This window comes from Staphylococcus debuckii (genome assembly GCF_003718735.1).
GTDB lineage: Bacteria > Bacillota > Bacilli > Staphylococcales > Staphylococcaceae > Staphylococcus > Staphylococcus debuckii.
The window spans coordinates 854,803-872,652 of record NZ_CP033460.1 but is presented as its reverse complement, the minus strand read 5'-3'; the positions used below and the strand labels follow the sequence as shown (position 1 = coordinate 872,652).

The window sequence follows — 17,850 nt, the reverse complement described above, 5'->3', positions numbered from 1 at the left end:
ATTCAAAAAGATAATCAAAAGAAATATTTCCAAGGCCATATATTTATCTTTAAACAGTTTATTCATCAAGCAATTCTTTTACAGACTCACCGATTCTTACATAATGATCTCCGACTACACGGCTGATAGGGTTTAACTTTTCAACATTGACATATGCACTTTCAGGGTCATAAATAGCATCATCTATATATACTGCTTTAACTTGCCCTATTAACATATCCGTTCCATTTTGCTTGTCACCTAATTCTAAATGATGCACTAACTCACATTCATAACGCACTTTAGCTTCTTTAACGCTTGGGACGCTTACTGTTTTTGACGGGGTAGTTGTCAGGTTTGTTTCATCTAGCTCATTAATTTCATGAGGATAATTATCACCTGTTTTGACCACTTCTTTTACAATCGATTCATCAACAATATGAACGACGAATTCCTTGTTATTGAAATATTAGAACTCGTGTCCTTTAATGCACCATTTTGTTTACCTACACAAATCATTAGCATTGGAGGATCAGGGCAGACGATATTAAAGAAGGCAAATGGTGCTGCGTTTAATCTTCCATTTTCATCTTGAGAAGTTACGAAAGCTATAGGTCTAGGCGTTACAGTACCTATCAACGTTTTATACATTTTGCTTAATTCAAGTTCATTAGGATTAATAAACATTTTCATACCACCCATCTTTATATTATTAATACAGTTTAAGATATTTTCACGTCCTTATAAAACTTAACGCTTTATGCTTTGTTGAATGCTTTTCTTAATTAGATTAATAATTCTCAATTAAAGTATTTAATCTTGAGTTATCACACATAAAGGATATTCAATATTTTCAGGAAAAGAATAGTCAAAGACTCTCTTAACTTATTAAAACTACTATTCAAGTATATATATTCAAATAAAAAACACGCTGCTAATTAATTAGACTTACACGCGTTGTAAAAATTGGTTCTAAATATTTTAAATAGATGTTTTATCAATAATACTTAACTAATATTGTTCTGCGAATGACTGTGCTTTTGCATCAGCTTTTGTTCTAAATCCCGCTTTACGTTTATTTTGATACCGTTTTAAAATCCGAATAAGTATCTTTTATTAAATCATCTAGATTGAACTTCAATTTGCTTTCATCAATCTTTTTATCACTTTTATTTATTGGTTGTAAATAAACAGGACTATTGTTCTTTAACTCATAAGCCTTTATTCCACATCCGGAGTTTCCTTTTCTGATTTTATTGAATGGTTCCTTAACGCAAGTTCTATGAATGTCTTGCATAGGTGAAGCTTCAGTAGTTAAAATTCTTTCTCTCCATCAACTAATTGATATACGTTATAAATAATAAACCAACTAGAATTCGGTGTTACCTTCTCTCTAATATTTTTATTGGTAACTGTAATATCAAAAACTATTGTATTTTTATGTTGTTACCTCTTATTCTTGTTAGTCAGTTATTTATGGTTGTAGTTGTTTATACTCTTTTATAACTCTCTCTTTATATTGGTTATATGTTTTGTTTTCATTAACAACCAGGCCCGGCCCGCCTCCGATTCCACCTCCCTCATATTTAGACGGATTACTTCTCACATCATCTGAAAACTTCTTGTTTGCTTGATATTGAGCATAAGAAGGGGTGTAAGGATCTTCCACTTGAAGCTCGTCATGAGTTATAGGTTTATTTTGATTCGATTCACTCACTTGTTGCGATGCCATACTATTTGATTGATTACTTGAAGTTTCGACTTGGGAATTTGTTTTAGCTGTGTTGTCATTATGATTATTACTAACTTTTTCTTTTACTTGTGTTGAAGTATCTGGATTCATGATAGCAGAATTTTCGCTATCAGTTGTTTCGGTTTGGTTATTTTCGTCGCTTGATTGTAAAGCATTATTCGCCTCCTCTGATGTAGAATAATCTACGGTTTTAAGTTTAGATAAATCATAGACTTTTTTGCCTAACTCTCTGCCACCTGCGCCTTGTGTAAATTTCACTGTTACTTTTTTATCATTTTTCAATTCATATCCTGACATACCTTTAGCAATTTTGCCTTTTTTGATAGTATCATTCGAGTGTTCTAACCACTTTTTATATTTTCCGTTTGAGACAAGACTCATTCCAACGTTTAGATTGTCGACAGTATTACCATTGTCTTGTTTTATTTGTGTAGAAACAATAAATATATTACTAGGTGTAATTTCCTCTTTATCTGTCTTATTTTTTACCTCATATTTGAAGACAATTTCTTTTTTACCGTTATCTTGATTATTTAAAATAAACGTATCTTTAATATATAAGACCGCTTGATTTAATACGACGGTATTATTTTTATACTGTACTTTGTTTTCACTTACTTTTTCAGATTTCTGTTCTGCTCCTCTGTTAGAACATGCACCTAAAACTAATACGCTTGTTAGTAATAATGCAAAAACCTTTTTCATTCCACTTTCCCTCTATCCTGTTTTATTTTAAAGCACCATATTGCCAGTTACTCACTGTATAATCTTTCGGGTTATTCGTTATATCTGTCTGCATGTTCTTATCCATATTATCGATACTATTTTTATCCCATTTAGATATAATAACTATTGTATTATCACTGTTATCTAGTAGACATATAACACTCTACAATTAAATTCTTAATTGATATACTAGAATCTTTAACATCTAAAATAGTATTAGCAATCTCTTCGTTCACACTTTTGATAATCGTTGATTTAGTTAAATTACCTACTCCTTTGAATACAATTACTGTATTATTTTCTGTATAATTGAGCAATTCCAACTTTACTGTATCTCTAATAGAGCTTTTGATACTTTCTTTCAAGTCATCATTAGATGAACATTTTGCTAACTTATCTCGATATTCTTCTTTTTCTAGATTAATTCAGGAGTTTTAGTTTACTCAACCTTAACTTCTTGTTTAGATTTTCTTTTTATTTAGATTTTCTTCATTTTTAGTATCTGAATTGTAACAAGTAACACAAATAACCAAAGCAATAACAATAAGTAATATATTCTTCGTTTGTTTTTGTGATACCCTCCTTATATTATATTTTTAAAAATACATATAATACAACCCTCTTATATCTAATTCTAATCTATTACAATGTTAATTCATACTTAAAGTTAAGCTCATTCTACAAAAAGTCACCGCTATATATATTAAAGCCACCTATTAAGCCAGTTTATCCAATAAATTACTAAATATTTGTCTTAATCGCCTTTCTGTCACAACTATTATTTTTTCTATTACATTATAACCTTTGCCTTCAACAAGCATTTAGAACATATAAGCTCCTAATTTATTTCCTCTATTAAAGAACTCAATTCCTTAAAAAATATATTATCTTCTAATTTTTCTGTTGAATTAAGTTTTAAGAAAAAGAAATCATCTATATTAAACTGTGTTTCTTCTAACAAACCGTTTTCGTTATGTTTACATTCCATTATAAAAATTTTCTCTATCTTTTTATCGTAAATTATTTGTTATCTCTTTCTAACCGATTTTAACAATCAAAAGACGAGCGATAGAAGTGAATAAAAACTCATCCACATTCTCCCCCTTACCAAAATTTTAATTGGACACCAACTTTTGAAGTGTCCAATCCGTGTCCACATTTTTAAAATATTGATATCAATGAAAAAGGCCAAAATAAAAAGAAACGTTGATTTAACAACGTTTCTCTCAAATCTGATATAACAAATATTAACGAATATTCGTGTATGTATGGAGACGGCGGGATTTGAACCCGCGTCCAAGGATCCTGATACAAATCTTTCTACGTGTGTAGTCTATTAATCAATTTCACATGATGGTAGGAAACAGACAACCAGCATCATGCTAGTCCGATTCATCTCTTCTAGGCAGACTTCGAACAGCAGTGCCTAGCGTATCCTACTAAAGTTGAATCGCGTTAACAGCACATAGGAGATGCTGTTAGGCGATGCAGAGTGCTATTACGCAGCTACTGCTAAATTATTGTTTGATTTGCCAGTTATTATAAACTGAGTGTGTTGATGACGGAGACAACCCTCCGACACGCTTAATAAGCTCTGGGGACCCCTGTCGAATCCAAAACGTCCCCGTAATATAAATATGAGATTCATTCTTTGATGAATCCGATAGCATTCTTAATCATATCAAATTACGCGGTTAGACGCAATTCTAATGTTTAGACTACGATTATTAATTTGAAGATGTAGAAGCGGAAACTTTTCATTACCGCTTCTACCTTTTTTAATAGCGATCTTTCATAGCACGTTGCATATCACGTTTAACTGCTTTATCTTTCAGATCTTGACGTTTATCGTATTTTTTCTTACCTCTTGCAATACCAATCAAGACTTTACAAACGCCATGTTTAAGATAAAGCTTCAACGGGATAATCGAATATCCTATTTCTCTTGTACGTGTCCCCAACTTATCAATTTCTCTTTTGTGTAAAAGTAATTTACGTGGGCGAAGTGGATCATGATTGAATCTATTCCCTTCTTCATAAGGTGCAATATGCATATTATGAACGTAAATTTCTCCGTTTTTGACTTGTGCGAAACTATCTTTCAAGTTTGCGCTTCCACGTCGAATTGATTTAATCTCTGTTCCTCTTAACACAATGCCCGCTTCAATCGTATCTTCTATATTATAATCATGTCTTGCTTTACGATTCTCCGCTAAGGTACCTGGAGATTTTTTCTTCTTTTTCGACATCGTGTTCACCTCTTGTTGAATTAATTTCAAAGTGAGGAGGACTGAATTTGTCACAGTCCTTCCTCAACTATAATTTATTTCTTTTTACGCGCTTTTTGTTTCACTTTTTTACTTTTGTAATAAGGTTTATGCTGTGTATTATTTTGTTTATCACGGTTACGTTGATTTTTACCTTTACGTTGTTTTTTCTTACCTTTTTTCTTATCGTTTCCTAAGCTTTTACCGCGCGTCTTAGCTTGGATAGTTGTACCTCTTGCTGGACGATCTTCAGATTTTTTACGTTTCGGTTCAGGCATGCCAACAATTTGGAAATCAATCATACGTTGTTCAACATCTACATTGACAACTTTAATTTTCACTGAATCTCCAATACGGAATACATTACCTGAACGTTCACCAAACATCGCCATTTGGCCTTCAGCGAATTGGTAGTAATCATCTGTCATGTTTGAAACATGAACCATACCTTCTACAGTATTCGGCAATTCGACAAACATTCCGAAGTTAGCAACAGAACTGATAATACCTTCATATTCTTCTCCAATATGTTGCAGCATAAATTCAGCTTTTTTCAGTTCATCTGTATCGCGCTCTGCTTCAATAGCGCGACGTTCACGGTTTGAAGTATGCTCAGCAATTTCAGGAAGCTTGTCTTCCCATTTTCTCAATTCTTTACCACTCATTGTTTCATCAATTAAATATTTACGAATCAATCGATGTACTACTAAGTCAGGATAACGACGAATCGGTGAAGTGAAGTGAGTATAGTAATCAGCTGATAACCCGAAGTGTCCTAAGTTTGTATCTTCATAGCGTGCTTGTTGCATAGAACGCAGCATCATTGTAGAAACTACAGTTTGTTCTGGCAACCCTTTTACTTTTTCATGAATTTCTTGCAAAGTACTTGGAGAAATATCTTCTCCTGTTCCTCTGACCATAATTCCGAAGTTCGTAATGAAATCAAAGAATTGTGTTAAACGGTCTGATTTCGGTTGTTCGTGGACACGATATATAAATGGTACTTCCATTTTATTGAAATGTTCTGCAACCGTTTCATTTGCAGCTAACATAAAGGATTCAATTAAGCGTTCGCCTTCACCGCGGTCACGTAATTGAACATCTACCGGAATACCTTCATCGTTAACTAATACTTTAGCTTCATCAATATCGAAATCAATTTCACCACGACGTTTACGCATTTGTTTTAAGCGATTGGATAAATCTTGAGCTAAATCCAACATCGGCGTCACGTCTTTATACTTTTCACGTACTTCTGGATTCTTATCAGTAATAATTTGATTAACTTCATCATAAGTCATACGATGGTCAGATTTAATGACACTGTCAAAGATTTCATGATTTTTCACGTTGCCATCTTGATCAATTTCCATACGGCAACTTAAAGTTAAACGGTCAACATCAGGATTTAACGAACAAATGCCATTACTTAAGCGATGCGGAATCATCGGAATAACGCGGTCTACTAAATAGACACTTGTACCGCGGTCATAAGCTTCTTTATCTAAAGCTGATCCTTCTTTAACATAGTGGCTTACATCTGCAATGCTGACGGTTAATTGTGTATTGCCATTCGGTAATTTTGTCACACTGATAGCATCATCTAAGTCTTTTGCATCTGCGCCGTCGATAGTAATCGTCAATTCATCACGCAAATCTGTTCTGCCTTCAATTTCAGATGGTTCAATCGTCTCAGGAACTTCTTCTGCTTCCTTCAACACTTCATCTGGAAATTCAATTTCGATACCGTGTTGATAAATAATAGATAAAATATCTACACCTGGGTCATTTTTATGACCTAATATTGCAGAAACATGACCTTCTGGATTGTCATTTCCTTCTGCATATTTCGAAATTTGCACTAATACTTTATGACCTTCGACAGCGCCTAAGCTTTGACCTTTAGGTATAAAAATATCTTGCATAATTCGCTTGTCATCAGGTATGACGAAACCAAAATGACGCCCTTCTGTATAAGTTCCCACGACTTGTGTGACAGAATGTTTCTCGATGGTTTTGACTTCGCCTTCAACTTTCCCTTTAAATTCACCTTTTGAAGGTTGAACTTCAACAATCACGGTATCTCCATCCATTGCACGATTAATTTTTGTCGGCGGAATAAAGATATCTTCCATTTCTTCGTCTTCAGGACGTAAGAATGCGAAACCTTTTTTATTTTGACTTAATGTACCTTTTACGAGATTATTTTTCATAGTTTGACTTCCTTTTCTTTGGTAGCGGTCCGTCTTCGTTCGCTCTACTAAGCCAGATTGTTCCAGTTCAACTAACACCTTTATTAAGTCTCTAAATGAGTCGGCATTATTTAAACCTAAACGATCTTGAAAATCAGAAACTGACATGGGTTCATAATCAGGTTGTTTAATAATATCTGCTACAGATTGTTTTAAATTCATTATGCCCCCTCCTTTCATTATTTAATTTGTTTGTTTCTCATTTCTATTTTGACCAATCAAGACTTTCAAGGAAATCGTAAATATCCTCAAAGACTTGTTCTTTTTCTTTATCAATTGTAATGACGTGACCGGAATCCGCATACCATTTTATATTTTTTTCATCTGAAGATGCTTCATCATAAATCACATTTGCAGATTCAGGATTAATCATTTTATCTTGTTCTGCTTGGATGACTAATAATGGATCCATCACTTCATCAACGTGATTACGTACATCTTGAATTGTTTGTTGCAATTCTTTTAATGTATTTGTAGGATGGAAAGCTTCCATCTCACGTTCAATAGTTGCTTCATCTTTCCCTTGGTATTTTTTAAAATTGCGCGCATATTCGAGTACCCCTTCGTACATTGAGCCTTCTGTCTTGATAAACATAGGCGCACACATCGTTACAATACCCTTTACATCTCTATTTATGCTTAATTTAAGCGCAAAATCGCCACCTAACGAAAGCCCGGCTACAGCAATTTCATCATAACCTTGCTCCACTAAATAGTCGTAACCGTCTAACGCATCTTTATACCAGACATGCGGGCTGGATTGTAAAATCTCTTCCGGTGGTGCTGCGTGCCCTTCATATTGAGGCGCATATGATGTATAACCTTTCTTTTGTAAAAAACGTCCTAACTGTCTTACATCAGAAGAGTTTCCAGTGAAACCGTGTAATAATAATACCGCTCTTTTTCCTTCTTCAAAAAAGAATGGTTTCGGCAATTTAATCTGCATGTCTTTCAATCCTTTCATGATTCCCAATTAATCAAATTTACTCATAGTCCTATTATAAAGAAAAAAGCCCGACTTTTACATTGTCGGACCTTACATATTGAAATAAGTAATTGCTAACATCAACACGAAAAATGCAATAGATAATCCAATCGTTACACGGTTTAAGAATAAATCAACACCGCGCTGCTTCTGCTTACCGCCGAAGAGCTGCTCAGCACCGCCGCTGATTGCTCCTGAAAGGCCGTTACTTTTGCTTTCTTGGAGTAACACAACTGTGATTAAAGCGATACAGTCTATAATTAATAAAACTGTCAATAAAGTGTGCATGCGTAGTCCTCCATTCATAATATACTCAGTAAGCATAACACATTTTAATGTAAATTATCAACTTTTGGTCAATCTTCTTATTTACTGATTAGCGATTAAACGTACTTTTACGTTTGATGGAAATAATCAACATATAAACTGCTAAAGCGAGTGAACCGATGATAGTAATCCATAAAGGCAATGTCATAAACCCTGACTTCACGTGATTAATACTTTGAATAATCACACCTGCATTGACTGCAGTATAAAAGGCTTGAGAGATATAAACAGCAAAGAGGAACCACCATAAATAAGTGTGCTGATTCCAAATTGCGATTAATCCGCACATATAAGCGATTAAATACATAATTCCTGTTAGTCGATAACTGTTAATAAAATTCCCTACTGCATTTTTTGTCGCATCAATATGGTGTGATGTGAGAATATCAGCTACCACACTATTGTCTAAAGCAACAAAAAGGTAGATTGCATAAATAACAGCCAACAATACTGAAGCATAAGCAATAAAGCGTCCAGACTTCTTAGCTCTTAGCTCCTTTTCTCGATCTATAGTTTCCATTTAAATTCAATCTCCTTAATTCACGCTGAAAGTTTGACTCTGTTTATTTAATTATATCAGTTTCTCAATGATTTTCGACAAAAAGCTAGTCCAAAAAAAGAAACTGCTAAAGTCTTCAAAGACTCTAGCAGCTTCTCTAATAAGATTACTACTTTATGAAGTTTTGCGTGAACTCAAAATTAGTAAATCTTTACTTATTTATCTAAATTATAGAAAGAGTGAATACCGTCGAATTCAGCTGTTTCGTATAATTCATCTTCAATACGTAATAATTGGTTGTATTTTGCAATACGGTCAGTTCTTGATAATGAACCAGTTTTAATTTGACCAGCATTTGTAGCTACAGCAATGTCAGCAATTGTAGTATCTTCAGTTTCACCAGAACGGTGTGAGATAACTGCTGTGTAACCAGCTTTTTGAGCCATTTGAATTGCATCAAATGTTTCAGTTAAAGTACCGATTTGGTTAACTTTGATTAAGATTGAGTTACCGATACCTTTTTCAATACCTTCAGCTAATTTTTTAGTATTTGTAACGAATAAGTCGTCACCTACTAATTGAACTTTTTTACCTAAACGATCTGTAAGTTGTTTCCAACCATCCCAGTCATTTTCGTCCATACCATCTTCAATTGTGATGATAGGATATTTGTTAACTAATTCTTCTAAGTAGTCAACTTGTTCAGCTGAAGTACGTTTAGCACCTTCAGGACCTTCGAATTTAGTATAGTCATAAACACCATCTTCGTAGAATTCAGAAGAAGCGATATCGAATCCAAGATAAACATCTTTACCTGGTTCTAAACCTACAGCTTTGATTGCTTCTAAAATAGTATCTACAGCATCTTCTGTACCGTGGAATTTAGGAGCAAATCCGCCTTCGTCACCTACTGCAGTTTCTAAACCGCGTTTTTTAAGAATTTTAGCTAAGTTGTGGAAGATTTCAGCACCCCAGCGTAATGATTCTTTGAATGAATCAGCACCAACAGGTAAAATCATAAATTCTTGGAAAGCAATCGGTGCATCAGAGTGTGAACCACCGTTTACAATGTTCATCATAGGAACTGGTAATTGTTTACCATTGAATCCGCCTAAATATTTATAAAGTGGTTGACCTAATAAGTCTGCAGCTGCACGAGCAACAGCGATAGAAACACCAAGAATAGCATTTGCGCCTAATTTACCTTTGTTGTCAGTTCCATCTAATTGAATCATCATTTTGTCAATTGAAACTTGATCTAAAACTGAGAATTCACCTTCAACAATTTCAGGTGCGATTTTTTCGTTTACATTTTCAACTGCTTTAGTAACACCTTTACCTAAGTAACGATCTTTATCACCGTCACGTAGTTCTACGGCTTCGTATTCACCTGTTGATGCACCTGATGGTACTAATGCACGACCGAATGCACCGCTTTCAGTTAATACTTCTACTTCAACTGTTGGATTACCGCGAGAATCTAAGACTTCGCGAGCATAAACATCTGTAATAATTGGCATGTTGATAATCTCCTTTTCATAATAGCTTTCGCTTATATTATAACTTTTTTCATATCAAAATTGAATTGATTATTGAGTAATGACACACTAATTTCTTAATGTTTGATTAAAGAAACACCAGTCATTTCTTCTGGTTGTTGTACACCTAATAAATCAAGCAATGTTGGTGCTAAATCACCAAGTTTACCAGTTTCATTTAGTGTCACGCCTTCTTTAGTCACAATAACAGGAACTGGGTTAGTAGTATGAGTTGTCATAGGTTGGTCGTCATCAGTCAATACTTGATCTGAGTTACCATGGTCAGCAGTAATAATTGCGTGGCCGCCCATTTCGATAATTTTATCTACAACTTCACCTAAGCATTCATCTACCGCTTCAATTGCTTTCACAGTCGGTTCAAGCATACCGCTATGGCCGACCATATCTGGGTTAGCAAAGTTTAAGAGAATTAAATCTAAATCCCCTTTATCAAGTTCTTCCAATAGTGCATCTTTAACTTCGTAGGCACTCATTTCAGGTTTCAAGTCATAAGTTGCAACTTTTGGTGAGTCGATTAAGCGACGACGTTCACCTTCAAATTCTTCATTACGTCCACCACTCATGAAATAAGTCACATGAGGATATTTTTCAGTTTCAGCAATACGTAATTGTTTTAAGTTATTGGCTTCAGCAACTTCACCAATTGTTTGTTTCAAATCAACTTTTTCAAATACGATTCTAGCATCTACTTGGTCATTATATTTTGTAAATGTAGCAAAGAATAAATCTTTAGGTTGCTCAACTTTAAATCCTTTGAAATCTTTATTAGTGAAGATTTCAGAAAGTTGACCTGCTCTATCAGGACGGAAGTTGAAGAATACTACTGAGTCGCCATCTTGAACGCCTTCATTTTGTTCTTTGATTGAGAAAGGCACAACGAATTCATCAGTCACATCGTTTTCGTAATTAGCTTCAATACCTTCTTCAGCTGATGCATATTCAGGTGCATCGATATCACGAATTGCGTTATAAGCTTTTTCTTCACGTTCCCAACGTTTGTCGCGGTCCATTGCGTAATAACGTCCAGAAATTGAAGCAAATTGGCCAATACCGATTTCTTTGAATTTTTCTTCAGTTTCTTTGACATATTTCAAGGCAGATTTTTGATCTACGTCACGGCCATCTAAGAATCCGTGCACATAAACTTTATCTAATCCTTGTTTTTTCGCTAGTTCTAAAATCGCAAATAAATGTTTATAGTGGCTGTGTACACCGCCATCTGATAATAAACCGAAGACATGCAAGGCTGAACCATTTGCTTTTACATGTTCGATTGCTTCGTTCAAGACTTCGTTTTCAAAGAAATCTCCATCTTCAATTGCTTTATTAATACGAGTCAAACTTTGATAAACAATACGGCCTGCACCGATGTTCATATGACCAACTTCAGAGTTGCCCATTTGACCTTCTGGAAGTCCTACAGCTAAACCGCTGGCTTCGATTTGTGTAGTCGGATATTTGTCATAATAACGGTCGAAATTTGGTTTGTTCGCTTGTTTGACTGCATTACCGTGTTCACTTTCTCTGTTCGCAAAACCATCAAGGATGATTAATGCTGTTGGTTGTTTTGCCATATTATTTAGCACCTTCTAATAATTGTACGTAATCTTCTACTTTCAATGAAGCTCCGCCGACTAAAGCACCGTCGATATCTGATTCTGCCATGTATTCAGCGATGTTGTTAGGTTTAACACTGCCGCCGTATTGAATGCGCACTGCGTCTGCTACTTCTTGGTTAGCAAGTTCAGCAACAGTTTTACGGATAAACGCGCTCATTTCATTAGCATCTTTAGAAGTTGATGATTTGCCTGTACCGATTGCCCAAATTGGTTCATAAGCAATAACCACTTGTTTCAATTGTTCTTCAGATAATCCTTCTAAAGCTTTTTTAACTTGTTCGCCGACAACTTCTTCAGCTTTTCCGCCTTCACGTTGCTCGTCAGATTCACCGACACAAATAATTGGAGTCATACCATGGTTGAATACAGCATGTGCTTTTTTATTCACTTCTTCATCAGTTTCATGGAATAAATCACGGCGTTCTGAGTGACCGATGATAACGTATTTCACACCTAAATCAGCTAATGCAACTGGAGAAGTTTCACCAGTAAATGCACCGCTTTCTTCGAAATAAGTGTTTTCAGCACCGATTTCTAGACCTTCAGCTTTACCTTCTTTAACTAAAGTTGTTAAAGCATCTAATTGAATAGTTGGTGCACAGATGACTGCTTCAACTTCATTTGTATCTGGTAATTGAGGTAAAGCATTTACAAAGTCTTTAGCCTCTTGTACTGTTTTATTCATTTTCCAGTTACCTGCAATAATTGGTTTTCTCATTATTAAACGCTCCTTGAAAAATTATTATATAAATTATATTGCTTATTTGTCGCTGATAGATTTGATACCTGGCAATTCTTTGCCTTCAAGATATTCAAGAGAAGCTCCGCCGCCAGTTGAAATGTGTGAGAAGTCGTCTTCGAATCCAAGCATCATTGCTGCTGCTGCAGAGTCGCCGCCACCAATAATAGTAGTCGCGTCTTTTAATGATGCAATTGCTTCACAAACACCGATAGTACCTTGTGCGAAGTTTTCAAATTCGAATACGCCCATAGGACCGTTCCATACTACAGTATGTGCGCCTTCGAGTTCTTTTTTGAATAAATCTACTGTTTCAGGACCAATGTCAAGCGCTTCTTGATCTGCTGGAATTTGATCGATTGTTACAACAGTAAATTGTGCTTCATTAGAGAATTCTTTTGCAACTTTAGCATCTACAGGTAATACAATTTTATCGCCTGCACGTTCTAATAAATCTTTCGCAAAATCTACTTTGTCTTCTTCTAATAATGATTTACCGATTTCGTAGCCTTGCGCTTTTAAGAAAGTATAAGCCATACCGCCGCCGATAAGAACTTTATCTGCTACATTCAATAAGTTTTCGATGACACCGATTTTATCTGATACTTTCGCACCACCTAAGATAGCCACAACTGGTTTATCAGGGTTATTTACAACACCACCGATAAATTTAATTTCTTTTTCCATTAAGTCGCCAGCTGCACTTTCTAAGTGAGATGCAATACCTACGTTTGAAGCATGTGAACGGTGAGCAGTACCAAATGCATCATTTACAAACACATCACCTAATGATGCCCAGTATTTACCTAATTCAGGATCGTTTTTAGATTCTTTTTTACCGTCTAAATCTTCAAAACGCGTATTTTCTACTAAAAGTACTTCTCCATCTTTTAATTCTGCGATTGCTTTTTCTAAAACTTCACCGCGAGTATGAGGAATAAAGTTAACATCTGTGCCTAATTTTTCGCTTAAACGTTCAGCTACAGGTTGAAGTGTTAATTTTTCTTTATCGCTTTCTTCTTTAACTTTTCCTAAGTGTGAGAAAAGAACAAGTCTTCCACCTTGGTCAAGAATATACTCGATAGTTGGTAAAGCTTGAACAATACGGTTGTCGTTAGTAATTTTTCCGTCTTTTAAAGGTACGTTGAAATCAGCGCGTTCTAATACAACTTTACCTTTCAAATCTAAATCAGATACATGTTTTTTAGCCATCTAAACTTCCTCCTTTGAATGAAAGCATGATTCTTTAATGTCTATAGATTGAGATTAGCATATAGCTGTTAATATTGCAGAAAAAATATCTAAAGCATCTGAAAATTTCTCCATTTAGAAACAAACTATCCGCTAAGTTCCAATACAGCTTAATAATTTTAAAAAAGCGGAGAAGCGTATGTGCCTCTCCGCTTACTCAAAAGCTGACCATTGAAATTCAACAGCACATTTACAGCTTGTCAAATTCAGATCTCATTATCAAATTATTTTACGTCTTTAATAAGGTATTCTAAAGTACGTACTAATTGTGCAGTGTAAGACATTTCGTTGTCATACCAAGCTGCAACTTTAACTAATTGGCGACCTGATACAGTCATTACACGAGTTTGTGTAGCATCGAATAATGAACCGAATGTCATACCAACTACGTCAGAAGATACGATTTCGTCTTCATTGTAACCGAATGATTCGTTAGAAGCTTGTTTCATTGCTTCGTTTACATCTTCAACTGAAACATCTTTGTCTAATACAACTGTTAATTCTGTTAATGAACCAGTTGCAACAGGAACACGTTGAGCGCCACCGTCTAATTTACCATCAATTTCAGGGATTACTTTACCGATTGCTTTAGCAGCACCAGTTGAGTTTGGAACGATGTTTTGAGCTGCTGCACGTGCACGACGTTTGTCACCTTTTCTGTGTGGACCATCTTGAGTATTTTGGTCACCAGTGTAAGCATGGATAGTAGTCATGAAACCTTCAACTAAACCAAAGCTGTCGTTTAAAACTTTTGCTACTGGAGCAAGTGAGTTTGTAGTACAAGAAGCACCTGAAACGATAACATCAGAGCTGTCTAAAGTATCTTGGTTTACGTTATAAACGATTGTTTTAACGTCACCAGTTGCTGGAGCAGAAATTAATACTTTTTTAGCACCTGCATCGATATGTGCTTTAGCTTTTTCATCACTTGTATAGAAACCAGTACATTCTAATACAACATCAATGTCTAAATCTTTCCAAGGTAATTTGCTTGCATCTGGTTCTTCGAATGATTTAACTTCTTTACCATTCACACGGAATCCGCCATCTACAACTTCAACTTCTTCTGTGAAACGTCCTTGCATTGTATCATATTTTAATAAATGCGCTAACATTTCATCATCTGTTAAGTCGTTTACTGCTACTACATCGACACCTTCAACATCTTGAATTCTTCTAAATGCTAAACGACCGATTCTACCAAAACCATTAATTGCTACTTTAACTGCCATTATTATGGCCTCCTTTAAAAAGATATTGTTAAAAAGTGGTTTCACTTTTTATAACCAAATTTGTTTAAGATTGTACGATAGTTTTAGCTGCGCCTTCATCTGTGATAAGAATAGTATTCTTAGGGGCAATCGATAAATAAGCCTTTATCGCCTCGCCTTTAGAAGCACCTCCAGCTACAGCATATATATATTGCTTCGATTCTAAATCTTCCATTTGAAGTCCTATCGTTTTAACTTTATGGACGATCTTTCCATGAATATCGAAGTAATAACCAAATGCTTCTCCTACAGCATTGTGATGTTGAAGCATTTCAATCACATCTTTAGATGAATGACGTCGATTCGCCATTTTCAGCGCATCACCAATGCCATGAATTGTAATATTTGATTGCTTGATTTTTTCTAATGTATTAGCAACTGAAGGCTCTTGCATCAACAACTCATATGTTGATTCACTGACATTATCAGGAACATATAATGTTGTGTAGTCACCGCCAGTCTGTTCAGCCATACTTGCTGCAATAGTATTTGCTTGGTACACCATATTTTCCCCTAAACCGCCTCTTGCCGGTACAAAGAAAGTTTTAAATGGCAATACATGCATTGACTCACTTACCGATGCCATTGTAGAACCACCGGTTATTGATACTATCGCATCTTTATAAAAAGTTTTTTCTAAGAGCTGTCCAGCTTGATTACCCATTTCACTCTTCACTGCATTATCGATATCTGTATTTCCAGGTACGACATAAACATTACTGATTTGATAACGTTCTTTAATCAGTTGTGCCAAATGGTAACCATCTGAGTACATGTTGAAATAATTATCCAGTTCGTCGATTAAATGTTCACCTTCATCAGTAATTTCCATACCAGTAGGTTTCACTTTAATCAATTCTTGCTTCTTCAACATGTTTGTTTCTGACCGCAATACACGTTCAGTTAAGTTCATGTATTCGCTCAAGCTTCTTCTTCCAACAGGTTGGTGCATCTTGATAGTAGTGAGTATAGTGAATCTGCGATACATTCTGTCGACAAGCTCAGGAATTAACTTCTGTTGGACTTTAAGCAAGTCTTCCACTACTATTTCCTCCTCTATATCTTTAAGGGTCAGCATGCAACCACACTTTGACATTTTAAGTCCCAGGTGGGGCAAAAAAATAACATCTCTTACATTTGTAATAATACTATCATCTGATTTAAAAAGCAAGTCCAAATGCTTATAATAAAATTCCAAGCTTACTATTGCATGCAATTGTTCCTCAATAATTATATTATACCCTTTCACCATAAGAAAAATCATCTAAAAACTATATTTTCCACGCAATTTTTCTTATGATTATTCATATACCCAGTTAACCACTATAATAATGCATTAAAGGAGAATTATATACATGTCTGAAGAAAACAAAAATCCAGAAGTTATTGACCCAAAAGATCCTAGATACAAAGACGACACATATTTTCATCCTGATCATTCTGATAATCGTCAAACTCATTTCGAGAACGAAAGAAGATTTAAATACTATTCTTTCGGCGGCTGTTTCCCTATCGGCTGTGGTTGCTTACCTTTCTTTATCATTATATCTATATTAATTACTTGGTTATTGAACTTAATAAATTAAAAAAGCTGAAGAGGCTGAGACATCATTTCTGTCCCACTCCTACTTCAGCTTTATAATTCAACGCAAATATTATCGTTGTGATGATGTGTTGTTACTATTATTAGTATTATTAGATTGAGTACTTTGATTAGATTTATTCGACTGAGCACCACTACTATTACCTTGATTTGAAGGTGTCTGTCTATTTTGTGTTGCATTAGAATTATTTGATGGTTGTGCATTAGATGGATTGCTTTTTGGTGGATTGTCTACTGTTGATTGTTGTCCTTGCCCTGGCCTGGGCTTATTATTTGACTGTTGATTCTGGGTATTCTGCTGAGGTTTGCTCTGTTGTTGATTTTGTTGTTGGTTAGATTTTTGCTGATCTTGCTGACGTTGTTTATTCGCTTGTTCTTGTTGTGCTTTCTGCTGTTCTTGCTGTCTTTGCTGATTTTCCTGTTCTTTCGCTTTTTGTTGTTCCATTGCTTTGTCAGCTTGTTCTTTCGCCTTTTGCTGACGCTCTTTTGCTACTTCATCATTTTGCTTTTGTTGATTTTCAGCTTGCTTTTTAGCCGCTTCTTGATCTTTACGCGCTTGTTCTTGTTGCTTATCTTGTTGTGCTTTGTTGTTTGCAGACTGTTGTTTTTGAGCTTTTCTATTTTGTTCCTCTTGTCGAGCGGTTTGTTCTCGTTGTGCGTTTATATTATTTTGTCTTTGTTGTTCTGCAGCTTGTTGATCGGCCCACTCTTGTTCTTGTTGTTCTTTTTGTTCTTTTTCTTTTCGTTTCTGTTCTTCTTTTTTCTTTTTCTCTTCACGTTCTTTTTTCTCTTTTTTATCTTGCTTTTCTTGTTTTTCTTTTTTCTGTTCCTGACTTAATCTCTCGCTGCCTTTCTTAGAGTGATCCACAAATGCGAAAGTGGCAAATGCAAGCGTGAATAATAAAATAACAACAATAATAGCACTCACAATTTTCGCGAGGCTGCTCATTTTATTTTTAGGCGGCTTGCCAAAATCATTTCGATTTTTATTAGACATGTGCTCTCCTCTTTCCGAATTCA

The 17,850-nt window shown here is 35.1% G+C and carries 18 protein-coding genes and 1 other RNA gene; 1 reads left to right on the top strand and 18 read right to left on the bottom strand.

Features of this window, described 5'->3' with window-relative positions; genetic code table 11:
• Positions 1-58: 58 nt before the first annotated feature.
• The 17 genes from CNQ82_RS13385 to CNQ82_RS03810 form a co-directional block, all read right to left on the bottom strand.
• Entirely contained in the window at positions 59-391 is a 333-nt protein-coding gene (locus tag CNQ82_RS13385; RefSeq protein WP_276308808.1) for a flavin reductase family protein, read from the bottom strand.
• 5 nt (positions 392-396) lie between these two features.
• Complete coding sequence (locus CNQ82_RS13380; protein WP_276308807.1) at positions 397-666, bottom strand: flavin reductase family protein; 270 nt, start codon at positions 664-666, stop codon at positions 397-399.
• A gap of 388 nt (positions 667-1,054) precedes the next feature.
• Positions 1,055-1,276, bottom strand: coding sequence for a hypothetical protein (locus CNQ82_RS03880; protein WP_123144170.1), 222 nt, complete (start codon positions 1,274-1,276; stop codon positions 1,055-1,057).
• A 177-nt stretch (positions 1,277-1,453) separates the two neighbouring features.
• Positions 1,454-2,437, bottom strand: a complete 984-nt coding sequence (locus CNQ82_RS03875) for a DUF5067 domain-containing protein (RefSeq protein ID WP_123144169.1) — start codon at positions 2,435-2,437, stop codon at positions 1,454-1,456.
• A gap of 161 nt (positions 2,438-2,598) precedes the next feature.
• On the bottom strand, positions 2,599-2,823 hold the full coding sequence (locus CNQ82_RS03870; RefSeq protein WP_164711940.1) for a hypothetical protein: 225 nt from the start codon (positions 2,821-2,823) through the stop codon (positions 2,599-2,601).
• A 901-nt stretch (positions 2,824-3,724) separates the two neighbouring features.
• Positions 3,725-4,084, bottom strand: a transfer-messenger RNA (tmRNA) gene (gene ssrA, locus CNQ82_RS03865).
• 152 nt (positions 4,085-4,236) lie between these two features.
• Positions 4,237-4,707: an SsrA-binding protein SmpB gene (smpB, locus tag CNQ82_RS03860; RefSeq protein WP_095106430.1), complete on the bottom strand. Its 471-nt coding sequence runs from the start codon at positions 4,705-4,707 to the stop codon at positions 4,237-4,239.
• A gap of 74 nt (positions 4,708-4,781) precedes the next feature.
• Positions 4,782-7,139, bottom strand: coding sequence for a ribonuclease R (gene rnr, locus CNQ82_RS03855; RefSeq protein ID WP_123144167.1), 2,358 nt, complete (start codon positions 7,137-7,139; stop codon positions 4,782-4,784).
• A 43-nt stretch (positions 7,140-7,182) separates the two neighbouring features.
• Complete coding sequence (locus tag CNQ82_RS03850) at positions 7,183-7,923, bottom strand: alpha/beta hydrolase (protein WP_123145640.1); 741 nt, start codon at positions 7,921-7,923, stop codon at positions 7,183-7,185.
• Between the two features lie 90 nt (positions 7,924-8,013).
• Positions 8,014-8,250, bottom strand: coding sequence for a preprotein translocase subunit SecG (gene secG / locus CNQ82_RS03845; protein WP_047132666.1), 237 nt, complete (start codon positions 8,248-8,250; stop codon positions 8,014-8,016).
• Between the two features lie 88 nt (positions 8,251-8,338).
• A complete protein-coding gene (locus CNQ82_RS03840) occupies positions 8,339-8,809 on the bottom strand; it encodes a hypothetical protein (RefSeq protein WP_123144166.1) in 471 nt (156 codons plus the stop codon).
• A 194-nt stretch (positions 8,810-9,003) separates the two neighbouring features.
• A complete protein-coding gene (eno, locus tag CNQ82_RS03835) occupies positions 9,004-10,308 on the bottom strand; it encodes a surface-displayed alpha-enolase (protein ID WP_123144165.1) in 1,305 nt (434 codons plus the stop codon).
• Between the two features lie 95 nt (positions 10,309-10,403).
• Complete coding sequence (gene gpmI / locus CNQ82_RS03830) at positions 10,404-11,921, bottom strand: 2,3-bisphosphoglycerate-independent phosphoglycerate mutase (protein ID WP_123144164.1); 1,518 nt, start codon at positions 11,919-11,921, stop codon at positions 10,404-10,406.
• Between the two features lies 1 nt (position 11,922).
• A complete protein-coding gene (gene tpiA / locus CNQ82_RS03825) occupies positions 11,923-12,684 on the bottom strand; it encodes a triose-phosphate isomerase (RefSeq protein WP_123144163.1) in 762 nt (253 codons plus the stop codon).
• A 42-nt stretch (positions 12,685-12,726) separates the two neighbouring features.
• A complete protein-coding gene (locus CNQ82_RS03820; protein ID WP_123144162.1) occupies positions 12,727-13,917 on the bottom strand; it encodes a phosphoglycerate kinase in 1,191 nt (396 codons plus the stop codon).
• A gap of 263 nt (positions 13,918-14,180) precedes the next feature.
• Positions 14,181-15,188 (bottom strand): type I glyceraldehyde-3-phosphate dehydrogenase, encoded by a 1,008-nt coding sequence (gap, locus tag CNQ82_RS03815; RefSeq protein ID WP_123144161.1) that lies wholly within the window; start codon positions 15,186-15,188, stop codon positions 14,181-14,183.
• Positions 15,189-15,252: 64 nt separating this feature from the next.
• The gene (locus CNQ82_RS03810) at positions 15,253-16,269 is read right to left on the bottom strand and encodes a sugar-binding transcriptional regulator (protein WP_123144160.1); all 1,017 of its coding nucleotides are present in this window, start codon (positions 16,267-16,269) and stop codon (positions 15,253-15,255) included.
• A 313-nt stretch (positions 16,270-16,582) separates the two neighbouring features.
• Here CNQ82_RS03810 and CNQ82_RS03805 point away from each other — a divergent pair, with 313 nt between their 5' ends.
• Complete coding sequence (locus CNQ82_RS03805) at positions 16,583-16,813, top strand: hypothetical protein (protein ID WP_123144159.1); 231 nt, start codon at positions 16,583-16,585, stop codon at positions 16,811-16,813.
• A gap of 69 nt (positions 16,814-16,882) precedes the next feature.
• Here the strand turns inward: CNQ82_RS03805 and CNQ82_RS03800 are convergent, their stop codons facing one another.
• Positions 16,883-17,827: a DUF4887 domain-containing protein gene (locus tag CNQ82_RS03800; protein WP_123144158.1), complete on the bottom strand. Its 945-nt coding sequence runs from the start codon at positions 17,825-17,827 to the stop codon at positions 16,883-16,885.
• Positions 17,828-17,850 lie beyond the last annotated feature (23 nt).